This is a genomic window from Adlercreutzia aquisgranensis, assembly GCF_943193145.1.
GTDB lineage: Bacteria > Actinomycetota > Coriobacteriia > Coriobacteriales > Eggerthellaceae > Xiamenia > Xiamenia aquisgranensis.
The window spans coordinates 79,665-101,175 of record NZ_CALPDA010000010.1; the positions used below are offsets into that span (position 1 = coordinate 79,665).

A 21,511-nucleotide genomic window follows, 5' to 3' on the forward strand; every position below is an offset into this window, starting at 1 on the left:
CCGAGAGAAAGGACACACCCACAATGGCTGTAACCATCTACTACGAGCAGGACTGCAACCCCGAGATCATCAAGGGCAAGAAGATCGCCGTCATCGGCTACGGCAGCCAGGGCCACGCCCATGCGCTGAACCTTCTTGACTCCGGCTGCGATGTGCGCGTGGGCCTGCGCGAGGGTTCCTCCTCCGCCGAGGCTGCCCGCGAGGCCGGCCTGAAGGTCATGAGCGTGGAGGACGCCGCCGAGGAAGCGGACCTCATCATGATCCTGGTGCCCGACGAGCTGCAGGCTTCCGTCTACGAGAAGTCCATCGCCCCGCACCTGCATGCCGGCGACACCCTGGCCTTCGCCCACGGCTTCAACATCCACTACGGCTACATCACCCCGCCCGAGGACGTGAACGTGATCATGTGCGCCCCCAAGGGCCCGGGCCACATCGTGCGCCGTCAGTACACCGAGGGCTCCGGCGTGCCCGACCTGGCCTGCGTGGCCCAGGATGCCACCGGCGACGCCTGGGACATCGCGCTGTCCTACTGCTGGGGCGTGGGCGGTGCCCGCAGCGGCATCATCAAGGCCACCTTCGCCCAGGAGACCGAAGAGGACCTGTTCGGCGAGCAGGCCGTGCTCTGCGGCGGTTTGGTGGAGCTGGTGAAGGCCGGCTTCGAGACGCTGGTCGACGCCGGCTACCCGCCGGAGCTTGCCTACTTCGAGTGCTACCACGAGATGAAGATGATTGTGGACCTCATGTACGAGAGCGGCATCCACTTCATGAACTACTCCATCTCCAACACCGCCGAGTACGGCGAGTACTACGCCGGCCCCAAGGTCATCAACGCCGAGTCCCGCGAGGCCATGAAGGAGATCCTGCGCCGCATCCAGAACGGCGACTTCGCCCGCGAGTTCGTCGCCGACTGCGAGAACGGCCACTCCTGGCTGCTCGAGCAGCGCGAGGCCATCAACGACCACGAGATCGAGAAGACCGGCGAGCGCATTCGCTCCATGTTCAGCTGGGTAAAGTAGACCCGGATCGAAGCGCGTCTCCCGAAGCGGTCGCCGAAAGGCGGCCGCTTTTTTCGTTGTTACGGTTTTTGCTGCCCACCTGCAATCGTGCTACGATGGTCTCAGACGATCCGTTCGTTCGGTTGCCTGAGGGGTGTTTCCAGAATCGGTTCGACGTCTTCTCGGATAGGGGGAACCATGAGGGGTCTCCGTGTTTCGGCTATTGCTGTATGTTCTTTTCTGCTTGCGCTTGCCTGCTCGTGCTCATCTGGGGGCGGTTCGGATGTTTCGGTCGATCCTTCTTTGCCGGAAGGCGTGGTTGAGTGTGCCGGCGGCGGCTCTCCGCGTCCGACCAAGGACGATCCCTCTATGAATCGGACTACCCTGAGCGCATTTCTGAATGATCTTGCTCGCGACGTGGGTGAAGGTCAGATGGACGGGAATTACAGCAAGCATCTTGTTGGCGAAGACGGAACCTCGATTCTGTCCTTTGACTTGGCTGAAGCTGCCGTATCGAGTCCTATTCCAAGCTACAAGGTAAATTCAGAAGGAACACTCGAGCCGTTTCATCTTATGAGGGCGCCGTTGTTCGTGGGCGGTGAGATTGCGGCTTTTGTTTTGTACGAAACAACGGGAGTCGACGATTCTGCGACGTATATCGGAATCGGCGAGTTGGGTGCAAAGCAGGTAAACGACTTCTTCCGGAAGTACGGGGATATTGCTTTCGTCTATGACTCCGAGGGCGTTTGGATGGTTTCGGGCGATATGTACGAGCGGGTGGACGCCGACGTTATGGACTGGCTGTATCCTGTGGATACGGGTAAGGGCTCCGTCTGCATAGCTCTTGCGCCTTATGAGTTCTCCGAATGCGTATCGGTTGGTGAGGCCGAGCTGGCCACGGTTGATGGAACGGATTTGTCCTACCGATGCGACATTGTCCCCTCGCCGCACGAGTGCTCCGAGGAAAAGCGCTTCACCGTTCCTTCTCCGCGCAATGAGGTGCCGTGTGCCAAGCCTGTGATTTACCTATATCCAAAAGAGCCTTGCGTGGTTGAGGTGGCTTTAGAGTTGGAGGGGACCGTCGGTATGGCGTATCCAGCCTTCAACGAGGAGCGCTCCGCGTCGGAAGGAAGCTGGAAGGTGCAGGCTGATCCTGATGGGACCCTGAGCGACCTTCGTGTCGGCCGCGAGTACGGCTACCTGTTCTGGGAGGGGGTAGGCGATTGGGAGCCCGATTTCGACCGCGGATTCTGCATTGCCGGGGCGGATACGGCGGAATTCCTCGAGGACGCCCTTCGCCAGCTGGGTCTTACCGACAAGGAGGCGGACGACTTTATTACCTATTGGCTTCCGCAGATGCAGGGCAACCCGTACAACCTGATCGCGTTCCAGGGCGGGGCCTACGACCGGACGGCCCGGCTGACGGTTGATCCTCAGCCCGACACGCTCATCCGCGTGTTCATGACGTGGATGCGTCTGGACGAGCCAGCGGTCGTGGAGCCTCAGGAGCTTTCGGCGCCTGCCCGCAGCGGCTTTACGGTGGTGGAGTGGGGCGGCGGGGAGGTGTCTGTCGAATAGGGGCTGCATAGCCCTGTGGTATACTCCCGCACCATGAACGATGAGCTGAACAGGGAGTGCGACGGCGGGCCCGCCTCGGATGAGGGGCGGGCCTTTCGCGATGGCGATGGTGGCGGCACGGCGCGGTTGACCCATGTGGGGCGGACCTATCCGGAGCTTCGCCGGGCCGAGCGGGAGTTCGCCGAGAGGGGGCAGGCGGCCGACGAAGAGGGCTCGCAGTTGCCGACGGCGGGCGAGGGCGTGCGCGGCGAATCCCAGGTCCAGAAGATCGCCCGCATCAAGCACGAGCTGGAAAGTGTTCCGGCCCTCCCCGGAGTGTACCTGTGGAAGGATGCCTCCGGCCAGGTCATCTACGTGGGCAAGGCCAAGCAGCTGCGGGCCCGCATGCGCCAGTACGTGAACTTCCAGGACGAGCGTGCCAAGATACCTCTGCTGGTGGACCAGATCGACTCCTTCGACTACCTGGTGGTGGAAAACGAGCACGAGTCGCTGGTGCTGGAGAAGAACCTCATCAATCAGCACGCCCCCTTCTTCAACGCCGACTTCAAGGACGACAAGTCCTATCCGTTCATCGCGGTGACCCGAGGGGACGTGTTTCCTGCCATCAAGTACACCCGCGAGAGGCACCGCAGCGACACCCGCTACTTCGGCCCCTTCACCGATTCCCGGGCCGCCCGGCGCATGGTGGACATCGCCCGACGCGTGGTGCCTTTGTGCGCCGCTTCCTGCGCCGATTGGAGGCAGCTCAAGCGCCGGCTTGAGAAGGACCCGCTGGCGCTGATGGCGGGGGAGTGCAAGCCCTGCTTCGACGCCCACGTGGGCCTGGGGCCGGGGGCTTGCTGCGGGAGGATCACCCCCGAGGCCTACCGGGAAAACGTCCGGCGCATCGAGCGGTTCCTGTCGGGCCAGCACCGGGAGTTCCTCGACGAGCTGGCCGCCGAGATGACCGCCGCCGCCGAGGAGCTTGACTTCGAGCGCGCCGCCCGGGTGAAGGCCCGCATAGACACGGTGAACGCCCTGGCCGACAAGCAGCACGCGGTGTCCGCTCGCAACCTGAGCGCCGACGTGGTGGGATTCTTCCGCGAGGAGACTGTGGCCGGCGTGCACGTGCTCATGATCCGCGAAGGGCGCATCATCAACTCCAACGAGTTCGTCCTGAACCGCGGCACCGACGTGCCCGACCAGGACCTGCTGCGGGCGTTTCTGCTGCGCTACTACGACGCCACCACGTCCATCCCCCACGAGGTGGTGGTGCGGCAGCTGCCCGAGGACGTGGAGGCCATGGAGGCGTGGCTTACGGAGAAGCTGGCCAGCGCGCACGGGGCCAAGGTGCGCTTCTCGGCGCCCGCCAAGGGCGAGAAGGCTCAGCTTCTGGCCATGGCCGAGAACAACGCCAAGCACTCGCTCATGCGCTACAAGGTGCGCACGAACTACGACGACAAGCGCGTCAACGATGCGCTGCTGCAGCTGGAGAGCGCCCTTGCCCTGGACAGGCCGCCCATGCGCATCGAATGCTTCGACATATCCACCATCCACGGCGCCTACACGGTGGCTTCCATGGTGGTGTTCACCGCCGGCAAGCCCGACAAGAACCAGTACCGGCGGTTCAAGATTCGCGCGAAGCTGGACGAGGCCAACGACTTTCTGTCCATGCAGGAGGTGATGAGCCGGCGCTACTCGCCCGAGCGCATGGCCGACGAGCGCTTCGGCAGCAAACCCGACCTCATCATCTTGGACGGTGGAAAGCCGCAGCTCAATGCAGTTCTGGCCATGTTCGAGCAGATGGGCATCGACGACATAGCCGTGTGCGGCCTGGCCAAGCGCGACGAGGAGCTGTTCGTGCCGTGGCAGGAGAGCGGTCCGGTGGTGCTGCCGGGCGGGTCGGCCTCGCTGTACCTGGTGAAGCAGGTGCGCGACGAGGCCCATCGCTTCGCCATCGCCTTTCATCGCCAGCTGCGCGGCAAGGGCATGACCGCCTCGGTGCTCGACGAGGTGACCGGGCTAGGTCCCGTGCGCAAGAAGGCGCTCATGAAGCATTTCGGGTCGTTTCGCAACCTGCGGGCAGCGTCGCTTCAGGACATCGTGGACTCCAAGGCCGTGCCCGCCGAGGTGGCCGAGGAGCTGTACGCGCTGCTGCGCCATTTCGAGACGCAGCCGTCCCCGACCGCAGGGGACGACTCCGATGGGGGTGCCGTGGACGAGGGGAATCCCTGTGGCGAAACGGATGCGGGCGAAGTAGTATGACCGTGGGCGGCGCCAAGCGGGCGCGCCTGTAGCGAAACCTAAGACCGAGGAGGCTGTATGGGCACGACTCAAGTTGCCGACCTGCCGGATATGCCCGAGCTGGTCATCGTCAGCGGCATGAGCGGGGCCGGCCGCACCGAGGCCATGCACGCCTTCGAGGATCTGGGCTACTTCTGCGTGGACAACCTGCCCTCGTCGCTCATCGGCAACCTGGTGCGGATGACGGGCATCCCCGGCCAGCCGGACGCCCACCGGCGCATAGCCGTGGTGTGCGACGCGCGCAACCGGGATTTCTTCCCCCAGCTGCAAGACGAGCTGAAGACCCTGTCCGAGCAGGGAATAAGCTTCCGTATCCTGTTTCTGGACGCAGAGGACCGCAAGCTGGTGTCGCGCTACAAGTCCTCGCGCCGCCGTCATCCGCTCTGTACCGACGGCACCACCATCGCCCAGGGCATCGACAGGGAGCGCGACATGCTCTTCGGGCTGCGCGAGAACGCCAGCTTCGTCATCGACACCACCGATATGCTGCCCCAGCAGCTGCACCGCCACATCCGGGAGCTGTTCGCCCCGGGCACCGAGCAGACGGGGCTTTCGGTGACGGTGTTCTCCTTCGGATTCAAGCACGGCGCGCCCGAGGACGCCGATTTGGTGATAGACGTGCGCTTCCTGCCGAACCCCTACTACGACGCCGAGCTGAAGCCCCTGACCGGCCTGGACGCGCCGGTGCGCGAGTTCGTCATGGGGCGCACCGAGACCTCGGAGTTCATGCGCTGCTGGCGGGCGCTGCTGGACTGCGTCATGCCCGGCTACGTGGCCGAGGGCAAGCAGCAGCTGGCCATAGGTGTGGGCTGCACCGGGGGGCAGCACCGAAGCGTGGCCATTGCCGAGGCCACGGGCGACTACCTGAAGTCGAAGGGCTACCGGGTCTCCACCGCCCACCGCGACCTGAAGTACGCCGAAGGGGCCGACCGTACCGCCTCCCGCGGGGCGGCCGGCCGGGGCGTTGGCGCCGACGAAGAAGGGGCGAGGTCATGAGCGGCGCGGAGGCCTTCACCCACGACCCGTCGCTCACGGCGGAGTTCCAGCCGCTGCTGCACGCCGACCCGGTGCTTGATGCGGGCGAGTCGGTGCGGGCGGTGGTCATAGGCGGCGGCACCGGGGCGCCGGTGTCCATCCGCACGCTTCTTTCCATGGGGGCGCAGACCAGCGCCGTGGTGGCCATGGCCGACGACGGCGGATCCACGGGCATCCTGCGCGAGGAGGCCGACGTGACGCCGCCGGGGGACATCCGCAAGTGCATCGCCGCCATGGCCGCCGACCCCGACGACCCGCTGACGCGCGCCTTCAAGTACCGGTTCGCCTTCGCCCGCAACCATACCCTGGGCAACCTCATGATCTCGGCCCTGGAAGACGCCTGCGGTTCGTTTCCCCAAGCCATTCAGATATGCGAGCGGCTGCTGCAGGCGCGGGGGCACGTGTACCCCTCCACGCTTGAGCGCGTGTACCTGGAGGCGGTCACCCGCGACGGGCGCGTCATCGAGGGCCAGGCGGTGGCCTGCCATTCCCGCACCGCCCTGGAGCGCGTGAGCCTGCGCGCCGACGGCCCCATCCGCCCCTACGAGCCGGCCCTGCAGGCCATCCGCGAGGCCGACCTGGTGGTGCTGGGCCCGGGGTCGCTGTTCACCTCCATCATCCCGAACCTGCTGGTGCCCGGTGTGACCGAGGCCATCCGCGAGTCGAAGGCAGCCACGCTGTTCGTGTGCTCGCTGGCGGACATGCAGGGGGAGACCTGGGGCCTTACGGCCAAGGAGCATATCGAGGCGCTGCTGGCCCACGGCATGGAGGGCGCCCTGGATTACGTGCTGGTGCACTCTCCCGAGCCCCTGCGCCCGGAGGACATGGCGTCTGGCCTGTTCAACGCAGTGACCGGCGACGACGACCGCTCGTCTATAGGGCAGATGGGAGACCTTGAGCTTTCCGGGCGCGTGCGTCCCGTGCGCATCACCTACCAGGACATCCGGCTGGTCCAGGAGGCGGGAGGCCCGCTGGTGATCGTGCGCAACCTGGTGGACCCCATGCATCCCACCTGGCACTCGCCGACCGCCCTGCGAAACGCGTTCGCGGGGGTGATCCGCCTATGTCGTTCACGGCAGAGGTAAAGGAGGAGCTGGCCCGCGTCGCCCCCACGTGCTCGCACTGCGAGAAGGCCACGCTGGCCGCCCTGGTGCGCATCGAGGGCACGCTCTACGTGAGCGGCAAAGGACGCTACCGTATGGAGCTGGCCACGGACTCGCCGGCTGTGGCCAGGTTGGCCATCAAGTCGCTGCACGAGATCTACGCGCTCAAGACCAGTCTGACCATGCGCCGCTCTGTGCTCCACAAGACTCCGAACTACCTGATAGGCGTGCCGACCCAGCCGGGTCTGGCCGAGGCGCTGCGCGATATGGGCGTGCTCGCGGCCGAAGGGGGGCTGTGCATGGGGGTGGCCGACGAGCTGGTGGCCAAGGAATGCTGCGCCGCCGCCTACGTGCGCGGCGCCTTCCTGGGCAGTGGCTTCGTGTCGAACCCCCGTGGCGACTTCCACTTCGAGATTTCGGTGGAAAGCGCCGAGCTGGCCGGCGACATCGCCCGCATCCTGCAGCGCAAGGGCATCAAAGCCCGGGTGAAGCAGCGGCGAAGCTCGCACATGGTGTATCTGAAAAGCGGTGCTGCCATCCTGGAGTTCCTGGCATTCGCCGGCGCCCACCAAAGCGCGCTGCGCATGGAGGAGGCGCGGGTGGTGAAAAGCCTGCGCAACGACGTGAACCGCCAAACCAACGCCGAGCTTGCCAACCAGGCGAAGGCGGTGAACGCCTCCATGGACCAGATAGCGGCCATCCGCACGGTGCTCTCCTCCTACGGACCCGAGGAGATTCCCCCCGCCCTGCGGGACTACATGCGCCTGCGGCTCGCCTATCCCGACGTAAGCTTGAAGGAGCTCGGATCGCGGGCAAACCCGCCCCTGTCGAAGAGCGCGGTCTACCATCGCGTGCGACGCATCGAGTCCATGGCCCGCGAGGCCCAGGCGCGCCAGACCGCCTGCCAGTAGTTCCGCCCGTCAACGGCGGCGCGTGTCAAGGGGACATGCCGCCTTCGTCGCGTGTGCGCTAAGGCCGTGCTTCGCCGCCGGATGGCGGTTAGACCGCGCCGTCGCCCTTGTCCGCAAAGGTCTCGTAGCCCTCCTCGCAGACGATGAGGCGCGCGGCTTGCGGCAGCACCGTGGCGGTGAACGGGGTGGTCTGCCCCGTCGGCTCCCCGTCGAACTGCACCTCCATGGGCGGGTCGGCATCCACCCGCACCCGGCGGGCCTTGTGGATTTCGAGCGCGTCGGTGCGGTCGGGGAAGTCCCCCTCGCGGTCCAGGATGCCCGCGATGACGGCCGGGATGAGTTCGAAGGCGTTCTGGGCCTTCAGCACCACCACGTCAAGCTCCCCGTCGCGGGGCTCGTTCTCGTGGGTCACCGTGATATCGAACTGGATCTTCGAGAAGTTCACCAGAAGGATGCCCACCCCCTCGCGCACGATGGGCTCGGCGTCGTCCAGGGAGATGGTGAAGGTGGAGGTTTGGGGCAGGGCGTTGGCGATGGCGGCAGAGAGGTAGGCGATGGGGCCGAACATGCGCTTGGCGGGCTTCGCGCCCTTCATGATGGTGGCGTCGTAACCGGCTCCGGCCATGATGGAGAAGCCGAACCGCCGCTCGCCGGTCTCGATGACCCCCAGGTCGAAGTCGAGCACCCGCATCTGCCGCACGACCTTCGCCAGGGCATGGGGCTCGAGGGGCGAGTGCAGGTTCAGCGCCAGGATGTTGGCGGTGCCGGCGGGGAAGGGGAGGATCGGGACGCCCGTTCCCGCCAAAGTGGAGGCTACCGTGGCCACCGTTCCGTCGCCGCCGCTGGCGATGACAGCGTCGAAGCCAGCTGCCCCGTCGAGCATGGCGGCGATGTCGGTGGTGCCGTCGGTGGAGCGCATCACGATCTCGTCGCCGTCCCGGGATACGGAGCGGACGAAATCGTAGATGGCCCCCTCTCCCAGACCGGATGCCAGGTTGTTGATGACGAGCAGTTTCACAGCAGCCCTCTCTCTTGCTAGAATGGCTCCCAGTATAGCAATTCGCCGGGGACGGAAAAGGAAGGTTCATGTGCTCTATATAGCAGACCAGTCGAGCTTCGCGGCTTTCTGCGAACGATCCCGCAGCGCCGAGGTGCTTGCCATCGACACCGAGTTCCTCCGCGAGAAGACCTACTACGCCAAGCTGTGCCTGCTGCAGCTCGCCACCGACGACGAGGTGGCGGTGGTCGACCCCTTTGCGCTGCGCACCCTGGACGACCTGGTGCCGCTGCTGCAAGACCCCGGCTGCACGAAGCTGTTCCATTCGGGGACGCAGGACATCGAGATTCTGTACCGGGAAACCGGCGCGCTGCCCGTGGGCGTCTTCGACACCCAGGTGGCCGCGGCGCTTCTGGGCCATACACAGCAGATCGGCTACGGCGCCCTGGTGCACGACGTGTGCGGCGTGACCATACGCAAGCTCGACTCGTTCACCGACTGGTCGCGGCGACCGTTGGCGAAATCCCAGATAGAATACGCCTCCGAAGACGTGATCTACCTGCCGCGGATGTACCGGGCCATGCGCGAGCGCCTGGTTGAGCTGGGGCGGCTGGAGTGGCTCGCCCCGGATTTCCAGGAGCTGGTGGATCCGAAGCGGTTCGAAGCGGGCGAGCGCGAGCGCTACAAGCGCCTCAAGCGCGCCAACCAGCTCTCGCAGCGCCAGTTGGCCGGGGCCCGCGAGTTCGCGGCGTGGCGCGAGGTCACGGCCCAGACGCGCAATCTGCCGCGCAAGTGGGTGGCCACCGACGAGCAGATCGTGGAGGCGTGCAAGCGCGAGGCGCGCACCATCGACGATCTGTTCATGGTGCGGGGGCTTTCCGGCAAGCTGTCCACGGCCGAGGCGCGCACCGTCGCGCGCCTTATGGCCCAGGCTTTCGACTCCGACCCCTCTACCTGGCCCAAGCTCGACCGGTCCGGGCGAAGCGAGCCCAACGTGGATTTCCAGATCGACCTCATGACCGCGCTGGTGCGGCTTCGCGCCAAGCAGAACGGCGTGGCGTTCCAGACCCTTGCCAGCCACGACGACATGGTCCGCGTGGCCCGCGGCTACCGCGACGACGTGGACCTTCTGCGGGGATGGCGGCGCTCCTTGGTGGGCGAGGAGCTTGTCGACCTTGTGGAGGGCCGGCTGTCGCTGTCGCTGAACGGGCAGCGCCTGGAGGTCCATCGACTGTAGGCTCCGCACCGCCGCGCAGGTCCGCCGGCGATTTGGGACGGCGTTTGCTGTTGCGGTTCTTTCATGGCGAACACCTGTGCGAATCTTGAATCCCGACGCCGTGCGTATAATAGCGGCAAGAAACGAAGCGTGCCCGGACGCCCGGGCGGAAAAGGAGTGCATCATGCACGGCTATATGGGTTACATCGCGCTCATCGTCGCCACGCTGGCCATCGGCGGCCTGTCCTCGTGGTACGTGAACCACCAGCTGAAGAAATACGAGAAGGTGCCGAACTCCCGCGGCGTCACCGGGGCCGACGTTGCCCGGGGGATGCTCTCCTACTACGGCATAGGCGGCGTTCCCGTGCAGCCCGGCGGCCACGGTCAGGACTTCTTCGATCCGCGCACCAACTCCATCACGCTGTCACCGGAGGCCTATTCGGGCCGCTCCATCACGGCGCTGGCCACCGCATGCCACGAGGTGGGCCATGCCTGCCAGTACGCCCAGGGCTACGTTCCCATGAAGGTGCGCACGGCCATCGTGCCGGTGGTGAACTTGGCGTCCAACGCCTGGATGTTCCTGTTCATCATGGGCATCGTCATGAACATCGTGGGCTTGGTGGATGTTGCCATCGTGCTGTACGCTGTCTCCATCGTGTTCGCCATCGTCACGCTTCCCGTGGAGTTCGACGCATCCCGGCGCGCCATGGCCTACATGGGCTCGGTGGGCATGACCCAGCAGGAGCAGAGCGGGTCGTTCAGCGTGCTGCGGGCCTGCGCGCTCACCTACGTGGCCGCCGCCCTGGTATCGGTGCTGCAACTGCTCTACCTGCTGTCCCAGCGTCAGGATTAGCCCCGTGGCTTACGAGTACGGGCAGATGCCGCTGCAGGGCGCATCGGCGGCGGGAGGCGGGGCGCCGGGCCAGGCGCAACCGGATCAGCCTCTGAGCGTGTCGGGGGCGATGGCCCTTGCCAAAGGGGCACTCCAGTCCGTGACCGTGCGCCTGGTAGGCGAGGTGTCCGAGGTGTCGGACAAGCCCGGCTACAAGGCGGTGTACTTCACCGTGAAGGACCAGCACGCCTCGCTGCCCTGCATGATGTGGAACAACCGCTACCGTGCGGCCGGCATCAGGCTGGCGGTGGGACAGCTGGTGGATCTCACCGGCCGCTTCAGCCTGTACGAGGCCAAGGGCCGCATGAACTTCGACGTGTTCTGCGTTGCCCTTGCCGGCGAAGGCGATTTGCGCATGCAGCTGGCCAATCTTTCCCGCAAGCTGGAATCCGAAGGGCTCATGGCCGCCCAGCGCAAACGGCCCCTTCCGAAGTACCCGCAGGTGATAGGGCTGGTGACGTCTCCGCGGGGCGACGCGGTCCATGACGTTTTGCGAACGCTTCGGCGCCGTTGGCCCGCAGCCCGGGTGGTCTTCGCCGGCGTTCCCGTGGAGGGACCCGGCGCCCCTGCGGCCTTGTGCGAGGGGATGCGCTGCGTGGTGGCGGCCGGCGCGCAGGTGGTGCTGCTGGTGCGCGGGGGAGGCTCCTTCGAGGACATGCTTCCCTTCAGCGACGAGTCCGTGGCGCGCATGGTGGCCGCGTGCCCCGTTCCCGTGGTCACCGGCATTGGGCACGAGCCGGATACCTGCATCGCCGACATGGTGGCCGACGTGCGGGCCTCCACCCCCACCCAGGCGGCGCAGTTCGCAAGCCCGGCCCCCGAGGAGCTGCGGGCTTTGATGGAATCGATGGCGAAGGGGCTCGTCGCGGGCCTTTCCCAGGCGGCCTCCCGCGCGCGGCTGCAGCTTGCCTCCGTGGCGAGCCGCCCTTTGTTCACCGACCCGCAGGCGTTGCTAGCCGGTCAGGCCATGGGGCTTGACCAGGCCTGCGATCGGCTCGGGCGCGTTCTGCCGCGCCTGACCGAGGGGCCTCGGGCAGCCTTGAGCTTCGAGGCATCCCGTCTGGCTGCCGCGGGCCGCGCGCTTGCCGGCCCCCCGGCCCAGTCCCTATCCCATCTGCGGCAGCGGCTGCTGTTGTCGGGCGAGGCCCTTGCGGCCCCCTTCGAGGCCCAGGCTGCCCTGGCCGCATCCAGGCTGCACGACCTGTCCCCGCTGTCCGCCGTGGCGCGTGGTTTTGCTGTGGCCAGCACCGGGGACGGAAGCATTGTCCGGTCGGTGGACCAGGTGTCGGTCGGACAGCAGCTAGAGGTAACCCTTGCCGATGGCGTTTTGGAATGCGCCGTTTCGGGCAAAGAGAAGAAGGAGCTTTCGTGGAACAGGTAGCAACCCCCGTAGAGGAACTCACGTTCAACCAGGCCATGGGCGAGCTCAACGCCATCGTCGGCCGGCTGGAGAGCAATACCATGGACCTGGAGGAGAGCCTTGCGGCCTATGAGCGGGGCGTGGTGCTCCTGCGCTCGCTGCAGGTTCGCCTGAGCGACGCCCAGCAGCGGGTGGACGTGCTTATGGGCGAGCTGGCCGGCGAGATGGACGACCAAGCCAGGGATACGAGCCTGTCCTAAAGCGCCGCTTGCCGAAATATAGGGGTCATGGCGGCGCTGCGGTCACCGCTTGCCGAGCGTAAGGTTCGGCAAGGCCCCGCTTCCCCTAAGATGGCGGGATACGTTTGATTCCGATCAGCGCGGGAGGTATTCCTTGAACGTCCTCGTCATCAACGCCGGCTCATCTTCCCTGAAGTACCAGCTGTTCAACGTCGAGCGCCAGCAGCTCCTTGCCAAGGGCATCTGCGAGCGGGTGGGTTCCGCCGAGTCGTTCCACAAGCATGGCCTGGACGACAACGAAACCGTCATCGACGCGAAGATGGCCGACCACGACGAAGCGATGGCGCTGGTGCTGGAGGCGATGACGAGCGGTCCCGACCGCGCCATCGACTCGCTCGGGCAGATCGACGCTGTGGGGCACCGCATCGTGCAGGGCGGCAAGTACTTCGATCGCTCGGTGCTCATCGACGACGACGTCATCGCCAAGATCGACGAGCTGGCAGAGCTCGCGCCCCTGCACAACAAGGCGGCGCTCATGGGCATCCGCGCCTGTCGGAAGCATATGCCCGGCGTGCCCATGGTGGCCGTCTTCGACACGTCGTTCTTCCAGACGCTGCCCCCGAAGGCCTACATGTACCCGCTGCCCTACGAGCTGTACGAGAAGTACGCGATCCGCAAGTACGGAGCCCACGGCACCTCCCATCGCTACATCGCCGAGCGCGCAGCGGCGTTTCTGGACGAGCCCATAGAGGACCTGAAACTGATCACGTGCCATCTGGGCAACGGCTGCTCCATGAGCGCCGTCGACCACGGCGTCGCGGTGGACACCTCCATGGGCCTCACCCCCCTGGACGGCCTCATGATGGGGACCCGCTGCGGCGCCATCGACCCGGCCATCGTGACCTTCGTGATGGAACACGAGGGCTTCACACCCCAGCAGATGAGCGACCTTATGAACAAGCAGTCGGGCCTTCTGGGCATCTCCGGCATCAGCAACGACCTGCGCAGCGTGCGTACCGCCTCCGAGGAGGGCCACGAGCGCGCGCAGCTGGCCTACGACATGTATTCGAACTCCGTGAAGAAGTACATCGGGCAGTACATCGCTGTCATGGGCGGCGTGGACGCCATCGTGCTGACCGCCGGCGTGGGCGAGAACTGCGAGAAGATGCGCCGGATGATCTTCACCGGGCTGCAGCCTCTGGGCATCAAGCTGGACCTGGAGCGCAACAAGCGCGGTCGCGGCACCGAACGGCTCATTTCCTCCGACGATTCCGCCGTTTCCATCATCGTGATCCCCACCGACGAGGAGTCCATGATCGCGAGGGACACCTTCGAGATCGTTCACGAAAGGGTGGACGTGCCGCTAATCTGATGCGGTCGTGATACAATGGGCCCTATGAACAGCGAAGCTTCCGCACAGACCCCCGTCGTGATCCACGCTCCCCGAGGCTGCGATATGGCGGCCGTGGTGGGGGAGGCCGATCGCAACCTCGACGCATTGCAGCAGGCCTTTCGGGCCCGCATCACCGTGCGGGGCGACGAGGTTGCCATAGAGGGCGATCCCATAGAGACCCAGGCGATTCGCGCCCTTGTCAGCGACATGATGAAGACGGCTGCCAGCGAAGGCGCCGTCTCCGCCGAGTACGTCGCCCGGGCCATCTCCCTGGCGAAGACCGCCGAGTTCGCGCCGGAGCGCTTGCGCGACGACGTGCTGCTCACCTACCGGGGACGGGCCATACGTCCCAAGACGGCCGGACAGAAAGCCTACGCCGACGCCATCCGCACCCATACCGTCACCTTCGGCATCGGGCCGGCCGGCACGGGCAAGACCTATCTTGCCATGGCCTTGGCTGTGGCGGCGCTGAAGGCCAAGCAGGTGGGGAAGATCGTTCTTACCAGGCCCATCGTCGAAGCCGGCGAGAACCTGGGGTTTCTCCCCGGCACGCTGGAGGAGAAGGTCGACCCCTACATACGCCCGCTCTACGACGCGCTGTTCGACATGGTGGACCGTCCGAAGGCGCTGCAGCTCATCGAAGACGGCACCGTGGAGATCGTGCCCCTGGCGTTCATGAGGGGCCGTACGCTCAACGACAGCTTCATCGTGCTCGACGAGGCCCAGAACGCCACCGCCGAGCAGATGAAGATGTTCCTGACCCGTTTGGGCTTCGGCTCGAAGATGGTGGTCACCGGCGACGTCACCCAGACCGACCTTCCGTCGGGGACGAGCGGCCTGGCCGGCGTGAGGGGTATTCTCGATGGGATCGACGGAATCTCGTTCTGCGATCTGACCAGCGTCGACGTTGTACGTCATTCGCTTGTGGCCGCAATCGTCGCCGCTTACGAGCGCGCGGCCAAGGGCGCTGCGGGCAGGAAAGGCTAGGTGCCATGGACATCCAGATCAACTACGACTACCGCAAAGAGGACCTGGAGATGCTGCCGTTGCACGAGCTGGCCGGCTATGTGCTCTCCCGCGAGGAGCGGCCCGAGTGCACCGAAGTCTCCATCAGCTTCGTCGACGACGACACTATAGCGCGCTTGAACGCCGACTACCGGGGCAAGGAGGGTCCTACCGACGTGCTGTCCTTCGAATGCGACGGCGTGGAGGACGAGATGTCCCATGCTATGGGCGAGGGCATGGCCTTCGAGCTGGGGGACGTCATCATCGCCCCCGATGTGGCCCAGCGCCAGACCAAGGAGTTCGGCACGTCGTTTTCCGAGGAAGTATGCCTGCTTCTGGTCCACGGGCTTCTGCACCTGTGCGGCTACGACCACATCGAAGAGGCCGAGGCCGAGGTGATGGAGGCGCGAGAGGCCGAGATCCTGGACGCATGGACCCAGTTCTACCCGGCGGCGCGCAATGGGTAGCGGCCCGCGGAGTCAAGACGCCGACGAGGGCTTCTGCGCCTGCGAGGATGCGCCGAGCGCCAAGCCCTTCGTGCGCAACGAGCGCTCGAAGCGCGACCATCAGGGATTCTCCCTGGCCCAGGCGTTTCTGTGCGCGGCGAAGGGGGTAGGCTGCGCCCTGGCCTCGCAGCGCAACTTCCGCATACACCTGGCTGTAGCGGTGCTGGTGGTGGTCGCCGGCCTCGTCCTGCAGGTGGGGGCTACCTCCATGGCCGTGCTCGCAGTGTGCATTGCGCTTGTCATGGCGGCCGAATGCATGAACACCGCCGTGGAGGCCGTGGTCGACCTGGTGAGCCCCGGCTACCACGAGCTCGCCCGCCGGGCGAAGGACTGCGCGGCCGGCGCGGTGCTCCTGTGCGCGGCCGGTTCCGTCGCGGCGGGGCTGCTGGTGTTCGTGCCGGCCCTGCTTGCTTGTCTGTAGTCTCGTGCCGAAGGGAAGGGGAGTGCCGCGGTGGATACCGTGAAAGGCTTCAAATCGGGATTCGTGACCTTGGTGGGGCGCCCTAATGCGGGCAAATCCACCCTGGTGAACGCCATCATGGGCCGCAAGGTTGCCATCACCTCCGGCACAGCCCAGACCACCCGCCATCGTCTTCGGGCGGTGCTTACGGAGCCGGGGTTTCAGATGGTTATGGTGGACACGCCGGGGCTGCACAAGCCCCACGATGCCCTGGGAGAGGAGCTAAACACCTCGGCGCTCAAGGCGCTCGAGGACGTGGACGTGGTGGCGCTGCTCATAGACGCCTCGAAGCCCATCGGCCGCGGCGACGAATGGGTGGCGGCCCAGGTGGCTCGAGCCCGCGGCGCCAAGCTGTGCGTGCTGACCAAGACCGACATCGCCTCCCCCGAAACGGTGGCCGCCCAAGCCGAGGCCGCCCGCGGCCTGGGACAGTGGGATGCCATGGTGGGGCTTTCGGCTGTATCGGGCAGAAACGTGGACGCCTTCGTCGAGGAGGTGGTGTTCTTCCTGCCCGAAGGGCCGATGTGGTTTCCGGAGGATATGGAGACCGACCAGCCCGAATCGGTGATCGTGGCCGAGTTCATACGGGAGAAGATCCTGCGCTCGTTCAGGGACGAGGTGCCCCACGCCATCGGCGTTGCCGTGGACAGCATGGAGTACGTGGGCTCCGCCGCCAACGAGCTGTGCCGCATCTACGCCACCATCTACGTGGAGCGCGACTCGCAGAAGGGCATCATCATCGGCCGCAAGGGCCAGGCGCTGAAGAAGGTGGGCACCGAGGCCCGCGCCGACCTGGAAGCGCTCCTCGGCTGCAAGGTGTGGCTCGATCTGAACGTGAAGGTCAAGAAGAACTGGCGCCGAGACGCAACGCAGATACGGAAATTCGGTTACGGCGAGGGGTTATAGGGGCAAAATGCGCTCTTTCGGATACAATGGCGCAAACGTCGCTTAAACGTACCAGTTCAAAAGGAGCTTTGCATGAAGTGCCCTTCCTGCCACAGCGATAACCGAGACGGCGCGAAGTTCTGCAACGAATGCGGAGCGCCGCTCGATGCCCAGCGGGATGCGTCCGCCGAGCGTTCCACGAAGAAGTCGTCCTCGTCGGCCGACGACCTCGATGCGGAAGGGAAGACCCGCGTCGTTCGCCCCGACACCTCTGGCGTGGACGAGTGCCTCATCGACTCCACCTACGTCCCCCGCTCCCCGAACTGGCGTGCCGGCGACACCATGGAGATCCCCCGCGTCCACGGCTCCGAGGACCAGCAGCCCTCCGCCAAGGCCTACCGCGCACCTGACGCGCGGCCGAAGAAGTCCGTTGGCCGCCGTATAGGGGTTGCTTTCCTGTGCGTTGCCGTGGTGGCCGCCCTGGCTGCAGCGGGCACCTACCATCTGGAGCTTTGGGGCGGCAAGGCGGTGCCCGACGTGACCGGGAAGACCCAGACCGACGCCGAGTACGTACTGGGAGCGAAAGGTTTCGCGGTGCGCGTGCTGCAGGTTCCCTCCGACGATACCGAGGGCATCGTGCTGCTGACCGACCCCGGCGTGGGAAGCCGGCTGGAGGATGGCGCGGAGGTCATCATCCACGTCTCGGTGATGCATCGCGTGCCGAACGTCGTCGGGATGTCCCTCGACGAGGCCCGGTCGGCCTTGGCCGAGGAGGGCTACGAGACGGTGGCGGTGCAGACCCAGCCTTCCACCGAGGCTGAGGGAACGGTGCTCGAGATGACGCCCGAGGCGGACTCCCGAGCCCGCACCACCGACGAGGTGTCCCTTGTGGTGGCCGGGCCCTACACGGTGCCCAGCGTCGAGGGGATGAGCTACGACGAGGCCTTCTCCGCCTTGGAGTCGGCCGGCTACGTGCCCGTGGTGGCCTACATCGCTGATAACAGCGTCGAGGACGGCACCGTGCTCGGGACCGATCCGTCTGCGGAGAGCAAGCTCGACCCCGGTTCGACGGTCACCCTCAACGTCTCCCAGTCGCGGGGGGCGGAGCTCGTGGAGGTCGCGCTCGGGCTTCTGAACAGCCTTGCCCAGAGCGGCGAGCCTCTGGAGGTGGGTAACACCTACTACAGCATCTCCTCGGTGAACTTCGTCGAGTACACGGCCGAGAACACCACCGCGTTCTCCCTGGAAGCCACGCCTTCCATGGTTACCGCCGACGGTAAGACGCTCACCGGCGAGCTTGGGACGGTTCTCGGTGCCATGACCTGGACTTCCGACAACCATATCGAGACCATCACCGCCCAGGCGTCCTAAGGGGACCATGGCGTCCCCGACCTACAGGACTCGCGGCATCGTGGTGCGCAAGCGCGCCTTGGGCGAGGCGGATTTGGTGGTGTCCCTTCTCGACGAAAGCGGTGCGAAGGTGGCGGCGGTCGCCAAGGGGGCCCGCAAGCCGGCGAGCACGTTCAGCTCTCGGTTGGAGCTGTTCAGCAGCGTCGATGTGCTGCTAGCCCGGGGTCGTACCCTCGATATCGTGAAGGAGGCGCGCCTGGTGCGGGGCCATGGCGCTTTGCGCTGCGATTACGAGCTGACCCTGGCAGCGTCGGTGGCGGCCGACGCAGTTGACCACCTCGCTCAGGAGTCCTTGGAGCAGCAGCGCATCTTCCCCATGACCGAGGCGCTGCTTACGGTCATGGAGGGTGCGTCTCCCGCGTCGGGTGCCGCCCTCGCTGCCGCTTTCCTGCTGAAAGCGCTTGCGACGTTCGGCTACCGTCCCGCCTTGGACGCTTGCGCTGCGTGCGGCGCTCCCGTGGCGCTTGCCCGGGGGGATGGCCAAAATGCGGGGGGCTATCCCGGCAACCCGTTTCCGTCGGCCCCTTTCTCGGTGGGAGAGGGAGGGGTGCTCTGCCCCGGTTGCGCGTCGCAGCTGCAGGCCCAGCCTGTCTCCGCCCTCACCCTGGCTAACGCCCAGACGATGATGGAGTCGACGTTCTCGGCGTTGGCCGTCCGCCCGCCGACGCCTGCGGAAACCGTCGATCTCCTCCGCCTGGCCAACCTGTGGATGGGCTACCATACGGGCATCCGTTTGAAGTCGCTGGAGCAGCTGGTGCTCGGCTTGCAGCGCTGCCACGGCGGCGTTCTTTGAGCTTGCGCACCGCCGTGCCGGCGCCGCTGTAACGAGAGGAACTGTTCTATGTATACCTACAAGACCCGCGGGGTTTGCTCGCGATCCATCGATGTGGCCCTTGACGGCGATACCGTTGCGGACGTGCGGTTCCAAGGGGGGTGCGACGGCAACCTCAAGGCCGTCTCCAAGCTGGTGCGGGGCATGAGCGTCGACGAAGTGGCACGCCTCCTCGAGGGCAATACCTGCGGAAACAGGCCCACCTCCTGCGCCGATCAGTTGGTGCGGGCCTTGAGGGAGGCGCAGACGCAGGGGAAAGCTTAAGCCGCCTTAAGGGTTGCGTAAAGGTTATCGGAGCGCCGTTCTTTCGCCGAACGAGGTCTACAATGGGCCGATGGCCCGAGGGGGGCCTGCGAATGCGGAAGGAGCCTGTCGGCGTCATGTCATCACAAGGCCATATCGCGATCTGCGACGACGAGCAAGCCATCGCCGACCTGGTCAGCCAGCTGCTGGAAACGCAAGGGTTCGACACCACGGTGTTCTACAACGGCGCCGACCTCGTATCGGCTTGCGACCACGTGTCCTTCGACCTCGTCGTGCTCGATATCATGATGCCGGGCATCGACGGCATAGAGTGCTGCCGGCGCATCCGCCGCAAGAGCCGCGTCCCCATCATCTTCCTCACCGCCAAGGACAGCGAGGCGGACAAGGTGGTCGGCTTCGAGCTGGGGGCCGACGATTACGTGGTGAAGCCCTTCAAGCCGCGCGAGCTCGTGGCCCGTATCAGGGCCCGCATGCGCACCGACGAGACCTCCGACGAGGTTCGCGGCGAATCGCTCGAGCGCGGAGGGCTGGTGCTGCGGGAGCGGGAGCACGTGGCGCTGCTCTTCGACGAGGAGCTGTCGCTTACGCCGAAGGAGTTCGGCATCCTGTCCGTGCTGCTGCGAAACGCGGGAAGCCCCGTTTCGTCCCAGGCGATATTCGAGGACGTGTGGAGCGAGCCGGCGGACGAATCCAGCAACAACACCGTGATGGTCCATATCCGCCATCTGCGCAAGAAGCTCGCCGACATCGACTCGTCCCAAGCCTTCATCGAGACGGTGTGGGGCGTGGGCTACCGCATTCCCTAGGGCGGGCTGCCGTCGTGGACCGGTCGATCATCGCGCGGGAGCGCGCCAATCAGAGCAGGAGCCTCCAGGCAAAGGCGTCGCGCCGCGTGCTGGCAGGGCTGCTGCTCTTCCTCGTCACCTACGGCGGCGCGTGCGCCACCTTGACGTACTGCCTGATCGAGTGGGTCGTTCCCGGTATCTTCGGGTCCGTCTGGGCGCTAGGCGCCCGCTTCGTGCTGGGTATCTGGTCCTTTTTGGCCTTCGTCGGCCTGGTGCTGGGGCTGTATCTGGTGGCGAAGACCGGAATACGATACGTGGTGCGTCGCTTCGACGAGCTGTTCTCTGCCATGGCCGACGTCGCGGGCAAGCGGGAAGGCTCCATCGCCCTGCCGCGAGGGCTTGAGCCGGCGCAGGAGGTGCTCAATGCGCTGAAGGAGGAGGCGGAGCAGAACGAGCGCGCCGCCGCAGCCGCCGAGGAACGCAAAGACGAGCTGGTCGCCTACCTTGCCCACGACATCAAGACACCCCTCACCTCCATCATCGGCTACCTGGCGCTGCTGGACGAGTCCCCCGACCTTCCCGGGGACATTCGACGCCGCTACATCGCCACGGCGCTTTCCAAGTCCTACCGTCTGGAAGAGCTCATGAGCGATTTCTTCGAGATCACCCGCTACAACCTGCAGACCATCCCCATCGAGCGGTCGTCCTTCGACGGGGCGCTGTTCGTGAACCAGATCATCGACGAGCTGTACCCGGTGGCGCAGGCGCGGGGCCTGCAAGTGGTTTACGATGGCCCTGCGAGCTTCGAGGTGTTCGCCGATGCGAGCCATGTGGCGCGCGTGCTGAACAACGTGCTGCGAAATGCCCTGGCCTACGCCGACGCCCGGACCGAGGTCCGCGTCCGCACGTCGCTTACGGTGGGGCAGGGCAATTTCCTGTGGTGGGAGCTCACGGTGACCGACAAGGGTCGCGAGCTGTCGCCCGAGCATATCGAGCGCATCTTCGAGCGCTTCTTCCGCGCCGACGACGCCCGTCCCACGGCCACGGGAGGCGGGGCCGGGCTGGGGCTTGCCATTGCGCGCGAGATCACGCGCGCCCACGGCGGCGACATCTACGTGCAGAGCGCGGCGGGCATCACGTCGTTCACCGTGTGGATTCCCCAGGGGGCCGTCGTCTCGGGGGAGCCGTCGCAGGCGTAGGGCTTCAGGCGGTGCATCGCTGCGCCCGACGGCATGCTGTGGCGTTTCGGGTTTTGCGTGAGCCGTGTTGAAATGTCAGCTTTGTTTTTGCTAGGGTAGCCGAGAAAACTGACGCGCAACAAGGAGCATGTTGCCTGGCGTAGCCCAGGCGAGTGCTCGAACG

21 protein-coding genes are annotated in these 21,511 nt (G+C 65.8%); 20 read left to right on the plus strand and 1 reads right to left on the minus strand.

The window, feature by feature from the left end; genetic code table 11:
* Positions 1-23: 23 nt before the first annotated feature.
* From ilvC to whiA, 6 genes are all read left to right on the plus strand, one after another.
* A complete protein-coding gene (gene ilvC / locus NFR41_RS07455; RefSeq protein WP_251231339.1) occupies positions 24-1,016 on the plus strand; it encodes a ketol-acid reductoisomerase in 993 nt (330 codons plus the stop codon).
* 348 nt (positions 1,017-1,364) lie between these two features.
* On the plus strand, positions 1,365-2,573 hold the full coding sequence (locus NFR41_RS07460) for a hypothetical protein (RefSeq protein WP_251231340.1): 1,209 nt from the start codon (positions 1,365-1,367) through the stop codon (positions 2,571-2,573).
* 33 nt (positions 2,574-2,606) lie between these two features.
* On the plus strand, positions 2,607-4,817 hold the full coding sequence (uvrC, locus tag NFR41_RS07465) for an excinuclease ABC subunit UvrC (RefSeq protein WP_251231341.1): 2,211 nt from the start codon (positions 2,607-2,609) through the stop codon (positions 4,815-4,817).
* Between the two features lie 57 nt (positions 4,818-4,874).
* Complete coding sequence (gene rapZ / locus NFR41_RS07470) at positions 4,875-5,852, plus strand: RNase adapter RapZ (protein WP_160212363.1); 978 nt, start codon at positions 4,875-4,877, stop codon at positions 5,850-5,852.
* Complete coding sequence (locus tag NFR41_RS07475) at positions 5,849-6,976, plus strand: gluconeogenesis factor YvcK family protein (protein ID WP_160212364.1); 1,128 nt, start codon at positions 5,849-5,851, stop codon at positions 6,974-6,976. Before rapZ ends, NFR41_RS07475 begins: the two co-directional genes overlap by 4 nt.
* Positions 6,955-7,905 (plus strand): DNA-binding protein WhiA, encoded by a 951-nt coding sequence (gene whiA / locus NFR41_RS07480; protein ID WP_251231342.1) that lies wholly within the window; start codon positions 6,955-6,957, stop codon positions 7,903-7,905. The genes NFR41_RS07475 and whiA overlap by 22 nt, the downstream gene beginning before the upstream one ends.
* Before the next feature lie 88 nt (positions 7,906-7,993).
* On the opposite strand, the gene NFR41_RS07485 is transcribed toward whiA, so the two are convergent.
* Positions 7,994-8,923 (minus strand): diacylglycerol/lipid kinase family protein, encoded by a 930-nt coding sequence (locus NFR41_RS07485; RefSeq protein ID WP_251231343.1) that lies wholly within the window; start codon positions 8,921-8,923, stop codon positions 7,994-7,996.
* A gap of 70 nt (positions 8,924-8,993) precedes the next feature.
* Here NFR41_RS07485 and rnd point away from each other — a divergent pair, with 70 nt between their 5' ends.
* The 14 genes from rnd to NFR41_RS07555 all read left to right on the plus strand — a co-directional run bounded on the left by rnd (position 8,994) and on the right by NFR41_RS07555 (position 21,348).
* Positions 8,994-10,139 carry a ribonuclease D gene (gene rnd, locus NFR41_RS07490; RefSeq protein WP_251231344.1) on the plus strand — a complete coding sequence of 382 codons (1,146 nt, stop codon included), beginning with the start codon at positions 8,994-8,996 and terminating at the stop codon, positions 10,137-10,139.
* 163 nt (positions 10,140-10,302) lie between these two features.
* Positions 10,303-10,971: a zinc metallopeptidase gene (locus NFR41_RS07495; protein ID WP_251231345.1), complete on the plus strand. Its 669-nt coding sequence runs from the start codon at positions 10,303-10,305 to the stop codon at positions 10,969-10,971.
* Between the two features lie 4 nt (positions 10,972-10,975).
* Positions 10,976-12,391 (plus strand): exodeoxyribonuclease VII large subunit, encoded by a 1,416-nt coding sequence (gene xseA / locus NFR41_RS07500; protein ID WP_251231346.1) that lies wholly within the window; start codon positions 10,976-10,978, stop codon positions 12,389-12,391.
* Positions 12,379-12,630 carry an exodeoxyribonuclease VII small subunit gene (gene xseB, locus NFR41_RS07505; protein WP_285833864.1) on the plus strand — a complete coding sequence of 84 codons (252 nt, stop codon included), beginning with the start codon at positions 12,379-12,381 and terminating at the stop codon, positions 12,628-12,630. Before xseA ends, xseB begins: the two co-directional genes overlap by 13 nt.
* A 133-nt stretch (positions 12,631-12,763) precedes the next feature.
* Positions 12,764-13,981 (plus strand): acetate/propionate family kinase, encoded by a 1,218-nt coding sequence (locus tag NFR41_RS07510; protein WP_251231347.1) that lies wholly within the window; start codon positions 12,764-12,766, stop codon positions 13,979-13,981.
* Between the two features lie 24 nt (positions 13,982-14,005).
* The gene (locus NFR41_RS07515) at positions 14,006-14,989 is read left to right on the plus strand and encodes a PhoH family protein (protein WP_251231348.1); all 984 of its coding nucleotides are present in this window, start codon (positions 14,006-14,008) and stop codon (positions 14,987-14,989) included.
* 5 nt (positions 14,990-14,994) lie between these two features.
* A complete protein-coding gene (gene ybeY / locus NFR41_RS07520; RefSeq protein WP_251231349.1) occupies positions 14,995-15,474 on the plus strand; it encodes an rRNA maturation RNase YbeY in 480 nt (159 codons plus the stop codon).
* Positions 15,467-15,934, plus strand: a complete 468-nt coding sequence (locus tag NFR41_RS07525; RefSeq protein WP_251231350.1) for a diacylglycerol kinase family protein — start codon at positions 15,467-15,469, stop codon at positions 15,932-15,934. The genes ybeY and NFR41_RS07525 overlap by 8 nt, the downstream gene beginning before the upstream one ends.
* A 30-nt stretch (positions 15,935-15,964) precedes the next feature.
* Positions 15,965-16,879, plus strand: a complete 915-nt coding sequence (gene era, locus NFR41_RS07530; RefSeq protein WP_160212373.1) for a GTPase Era — start codon at positions 15,965-15,967, stop codon at positions 16,877-16,879.
* A 72-nt stretch (positions 16,880-16,951) separates the two neighbouring features.
* The gene (locus NFR41_RS07535) at positions 16,952-18,229 is read left to right on the plus strand and encodes a PASTA domain-containing protein (RefSeq protein ID WP_160212374.1); all 1,278 of its coding nucleotides are present in this window, start codon (positions 16,952-16,954) and stop codon (positions 18,227-18,229) included.
* 7 nt (positions 18,230-18,236) lie between these two features.
* On the plus strand, positions 18,237-19,061 hold the full coding sequence (recO, locus tag NFR41_RS07540) for a DNA repair protein RecO (protein WP_251231351.1): 825 nt from the start codon (positions 18,237-18,239) through the stop codon (positions 19,059-19,061).
* Between the two features lie 48 nt (positions 19,062-19,109).
* Positions 19,110-19,364: a TIGR03905 family TSCPD domain-containing protein gene (locus NFR41_RS07545; RefSeq protein ID WP_160212376.1), complete on the plus strand. Its 255-nt coding sequence runs from the start codon at positions 19,110-19,112 to the stop codon at positions 19,362-19,364.
* Positions 19,365-19,480: 116 nt separating this feature from the next.
* Positions 19,481-20,170, plus strand: coding sequence for a response regulator transcription factor (locus tag NFR41_RS07550; RefSeq protein WP_160212377.1), 690 nt, complete (start codon positions 19,481-19,483; stop codon positions 20,168-20,170).
* 86 nt (positions 20,171-20,256) lie between these two features.
* Positions 20,257-21,348 carry a sensor histidine kinase gene (locus tag NFR41_RS07555; RefSeq protein WP_251231352.1) on the plus strand — a complete coding sequence of 364 codons (1,092 nt, stop codon included), beginning with the start codon at positions 20,257-20,259 and terminating at the stop codon, positions 21,346-21,348.
* Positions 21,349-21,511: the final 163 nt, after the last annotated feature.

Excerpts from the sequence above, each read along its gene's own strand:
- uvrC (WP_251231341.1), top strand. The coding sequence starts at position 2,607 with ATGAACGATGAGCTGAACAGGGAGTGCGACGGCGGGCCCGCCTCGGAT.
- rapZ (WP_160212363.1), top strand. The coding sequence starts at position 4,875 with ATGGGCACGACTCAAGTTGCCGACCTGCCGGATATGCCCGAGCTGGTC.
- NFR41_RS07545 (WP_160212376.1), top strand. The coding sequence starts at position 19,110 with ATGTATACCTACAAGACCCGCGGGGTTTGCTCGCGATCCATCGATGTG.
- whiA (WP_251231342.1), top strand. The coding sequence starts at position 6,955 with ATGTCGTTCACGGCAGAGGTAAAGGAGGAGCTGGCCCGCGTCGCCCCC.
- NFR41_RS07515 (WP_251231348.1), top strand. The coding sequence starts at position 14,006 with ATGAACAGCGAAGCTTCCGCACAGACCCCCGTCGTGATCCACGCTCCC.
- ilvC (WP_251231339.1), top strand. The coding sequence starts at position 24 with ATGGCTGTAACCATCTACTACGAGCAGGACTGCAACCCCGAGATCATC.
- NFR41_RS07550 (WP_160212377.1), top strand. The coding sequence starts at position 19,481 with ATGTCATCACAAGGCCATATCGCGATCTGCGACGACGAGCAAGCCATC.
- ybeY (WP_251231349.1), top strand. The coding sequence starts at position 14,995 with ATGGACATCCAGATCAACTACGACTACCGCAAAGAGGACCTGGAGATG.
- NFR41_RS07495 (WP_251231345.1), top strand. The coding sequence starts at position 10,303 with ATGCACGGCTATATGGGTTACATCGCGCTCATCGTCGCCACGCTGGCC.
- NFR41_RS07460 (WP_251231340.1), top strand. The coding sequence starts at position 1,365 with ATGAATCGGACTACCCTGAGCGCATTTCTGAATGATCTTGCTCGCGAC.
- NFR41_RS07535 (WP_160212374.1), top strand. The coding sequence starts at position 16,952 with ATGAAGTGCCCTTCCTGCCACAGCGATAACCGAGACGGCGCGAAGTTC.
- NFR41_RS07475 (WP_160212364.1), top strand. The coding sequence starts at position 5,849 with ATGAGCGGCGCGGAGGCCTTCACCCACGACCCGTCGCTCACGGCGGAG.
- recO (WP_251231351.1), top strand. The coding sequence starts at position 18,237 with ATGGCGTCCCCGACCTACAGGACTCGCGGCATCGTGGTGCGCAAGCGC.
- NFR41_RS07525 (WP_251231350.1), top strand. The coding sequence starts at position 15,467 with ATGGGTAGCGGCCCGCGGAGTCAAGACGCCGACGAGGGCTTCTGCGCC.